The following is a 4,154-nucleotide window of genomic DNA, read 5'->3' on the forward strand; positions in this document are numbered from 1 at the left end:
TTAATACCTGCTAGCTGTGACGTTACTGACAGAAGAAGCACCGGCTAACTCCGTGCCAGCAGCCGCGGTAATACGGAGGGTGCGAGCGTTAATCGGAATTACTGGGCGTAAAGCGTACGCAGGCGGTTTGTTAAGCGAGATGTGAAAGCCCCGGGCTCAACCTGGGAACTGCATTTCGAACTGGCAAACTAGAGTGTGATAGAGGGTGGTAGAATTTCAGGTGTAGCGGTGAAATGCGTAGAGATCTGAAGGAATACCGATGGCGAAGGCAGCCACCTGGGTCAACACTGACGCTCATGTACGAAAGCGTGGGGAGCAAACAGGATTAGATACCCTGGTAGTCCACGCCGTAAACGATGTCTACTAGAAGCTCGGAACCTCGGTTCTGTTTTTCAAAGCTAACGCATTAAGTAGACCGCCTGGGGAGTACGGCCGCAAGGTTAAAACTCAAATGAATTGACGGGGGCCCGCACAAGCGGTGGAGCATGTGGTTTAATTCGATGCAACGCGAAGAACCTTACCTACACTTGACATACAGAGAACTTACTAGAGATAGTTTGGTGCCTTCGGGAACTCTGATACAGGTGCTGCATGGCTGTCGTCAGCTCGTGTTGTGAGATGTTGGGTTAAGTCCCGCAACGAGCGCAACCCCTATCCTTAGTTGCTAGCAGGTAATGCTGAGAACTCTAAGGAGACTGCCGGTGATAAACCGGAGGAAGGTGGGGACGACGTCAAGTCATCATGGCCCTTACGTGTAGGGCTACACACGTGCTACAATGGCGCATACAGAGTGCTGCGAACTCGCGAGAGTAAGCGAATCACTTAAAGTGCGTCGTAGTCCGGATTGGAGTCTGCAACTCGACTCCATGAAGTCGGAATCGCTAGTAATCGCGTATCAGAATGACGCGGTGAATACGTTCCCGGGCCTTGTACACACCGCCCGTCACACCATGGGAGTGGGTTGCTCCAGAAGTAGATAGTCTAACCCTCGGGAGGACGTTTACCACGGAGTGATTCATGACTGGGGTGAAGTCGTAACAAGGTAGCCCTAGGGGAACCTGGGGCTGGATCACCTCCTTATACGATTTAGAACTTATTTGTTCGTAGTGTCCACACAGATGGTTGTTAGTTAGTTTTACCCTCTGGGTTAACTAATTAATATGCTCTTTAAAAATTTGGAAAAGCTGATAATAAAATTCGTATGAATACATTGTATTTGTACAGAGTTTTCAAAAGTAAAAAAGAATGATAGCAGTATCATTCAGTGCCATTTAATAAACGTTTCGTTTATTGATTGGTATCTACTTTAGTATTCAATATTAACTTCTGGCGAAGTTAAACTGTCACACAACAAAGACCCGTTTGGGTTGTATGGTTAAGTGACTAAGCGTACACGGTGGATGCCTTGGCAGTTGGAGGCGATGAAGGACGTATTAACTTGCGATAAGCCTAGTCAAGCTAGTAAAAAGCACTTGAGACTAGGATTTCCGAATGGGGAAACCCACCTGCTTGCAGGTATCGTTAACTGAATACATAGGTTAACGAGGCGAACGCGGAGAACTGAAACATCTAAGTACCCGTAGGAAAAGAAATCAACCGAGATTCCGATAGTAGCGGCGAGCGAAATCGGAACAGCCCTTAAGCTTATTATGTGTTAATGGAAGGCTCTGGAAAGTGCCACGATACAGGGTGATAGTCCCGTACATGAAAACGCATTTTAAGTGAAATCGAGTAGGTCGGAGCACGTGAAACTTTGACTGAATATAGGTGGACCATCATCTAAGGCTAAATACTCCCAACTGACCGATAGTGAACCAGTACCGTGAGGGAAAGGCGAAAAGAACCCCTGTGAGGGGAGTGAAATAGAACCTGAAACCGTGTACGTACAAGCAGTAGGAGCCCACTTGTTGGGTGACTGCGTACCTTTTGTATAATGGGTCAGCGACTTATATTTTGTAGCGAGGTTAACCGATTAGGGTAGCCGTAGGGAAACCGAGTCTTAACTGGGCGAATAGTTGCAAGGTATAGACCCGAAACCCGGTGATCTAGCCATGGGCAGGTTGAAGGTTGAGTAACATCAACTGGAGGACCGAACCCACTAACGTTGAAAAGTTAGGGGATGACCTGTGGTTAGGAGTGAAAGGCTAATCAAACCGGGAGATAGCTGGTTCTCCCCGAAATCTATTTAGGTAGAGCCTCGGACGAATACTTACGGGGGTAGAGCACTGTTAAGGCTAGGGGGTCATCCCGACTTACCAACCCTTTGCAAACTCCGAATACCGTAAAGTAATATCCGGGAGACACACGGCGGGTGCTAACGTCCGTCGTGAAGAGGGAAACAACCCAGACCGCCAGCTAAGGTCCCAAAGTCATAGTTAAGTGGGAAACGATGTGGAAAGGCCCAGACAGCCAGGAGGTTGGCTTAGAAGCAGCCATCCTTTAAAGAAAGCGTAATAGCTCACTGGTCGAGTCGGTCTGCGCGGAAGATGTAACGGGGCTAAACTATGCACCGAAGCTGCGGATTCAAAATTTATTTTGAGTGGTAGGGGAGCGTTCTGTAAGCGGTTGAAGGTGTACCGGGAGGTATGCTGGACGTATCAGAAGTGCGAATGCTGACATGAGTAACGATAATGCGGGTGAAAAACCCGCACGCCGGAAGACCAAGGGTTCCTATCCCATGTTAATCAGGGTAGGGTAAGTCGACCCCTAAGGCGAGGCCGAAAGGCGTAGTCGATGGGAAACGGATTAATATTTCCGTACTTGGTATAATTGCGATGGGGGGACGGAGCAGGCTAAGCAAGCATGGCGATGGTAGTCCATGTGAAAGTGTGTAGGCTAGCGACTTAGGTAAATCCGGGTTGCTGTTAGGCTGAGACACGAGACGAGTCACCAAGGTGATGAAGTTGCTGATGCCATACTTCCAGGAAAAGCCTCTAAGCTTCAGATTATACCGAATCGTACCCCAAACCGACACAGGTGGTCAGGTAGAGAATACTAAGGCGCTTGAGAGAACTCGGGTGAAGGAACTAGGCAAAATCGTACCGTAACTTCGGGAGAAGGTACGCTCCGATTGGTGATGAGACTTGCTCTCTAAGCTGATTGGAGCCGCAGTGACCAGGTGGCTGGGACTGTTTATTAAAAACACAGCACTGTGCAAAATCGCAAGATGACGTATACGGTGTGACACCTGCCCGGTGCCGGAAGGTTAATTGATGGGGTTATCTTCGGAGAAGCTCTTGATCGAAGCCCCGGTAAACGGCGGCCGTAACTATAACGGTCCTAAGGTAGCGAAATTCCTTGTCGGGTAAGTTCCGACCTGCACGAATGGTGTAACCATGGCCACGCTGTCTCCACCCGAGACTCAGTGAAATTGAAATCGCAGTGAAGATGCTGTGTACCCGCGGCTAGACGGAAAGACCCCGTGAACCTTTACTACAGCTTGGCACTGAACATTGAACCTACATGTGTAGGATAGGTGGGAGACTTAGAAGCAGAGACGCTAGTTTTTGTGGAGTCGTCCTTGAAATACCACCCTTGTAGTTTTGATGTTCTAACGTTGGCCCCTGAATCGGGGTTACGGACAGTGCCTGGTGGGTAGTTTGACTGGGGCGGTCTCCTCCCAAAGAGTAACGGAGGAGCACGAAGGTTGGCTAAGTACGGTCGGACATCGTACGGTTAGTGTAATGGTAGAAGCCAGCTTAACTGCGAGACAGACACGTCGAGCAGGTACGAAAGTAGGTCATAGTGATCCGGTGGTTCTGAATGGAAGGGCCATCGCTCAACGGATAAAAGGTACTCCGGGGATAACAGGCTGATACCGCCCAAGAGTTCATATCGACGGCGGTGTTTGGCACCTCGATGTCGGCTCATCACATCCTGGGGCTGAAGTCGGTCCCAAGGGTATGGCTGTTCGCCATTTAAAGTGGTACGCGAGCTGGGTTTAGAACGTCGTGAGACAGTTCGGTCCCTATCTGCCGTGGGCGTTTGAGAATTGAGAGGGGTTGCTCCTAGTACGAGAGGACCGGAGTGAACGAACCGCTGGTGTTCGGGTTGTCATGCCAATGGCATTGCCCGGTAGCTACGTTCGGAACTGATAAGCGCTGAAAGCATCTAAGCGCGAAGCAGGCCTCGAGATGAGTTCTCACTAGACTTTT

Annotated in this window: 2 rRNA genes; both read left to right on the forward strand. The window is 49.5% G+C overall.

The annotated features are described in order from the left end of the window. Positions 1-1,080 (forward strand): 16S ribosomal RNA (locus ND6B_RS03600); the annotation flags it as partial. 293 nt (positions 1,081-1,373) lie between these two features. Then, a 23S ribosomal RNA gene (locus ND6B_RS03595) occupies positions 1,374-4,154 on the forward strand; the annotation flags it as partial.

The sequence above is a fragment of the Pseudoalteromonas sp. ND6B genome (genome assembly GCF_000764215.1).
GTDB lineage: Bacteria > Pseudomonadota > Gammaproteobacteria > Enterobacterales > Alteromonadaceae > Pseudoalteromonas > Pseudoalteromonas tetraodonis.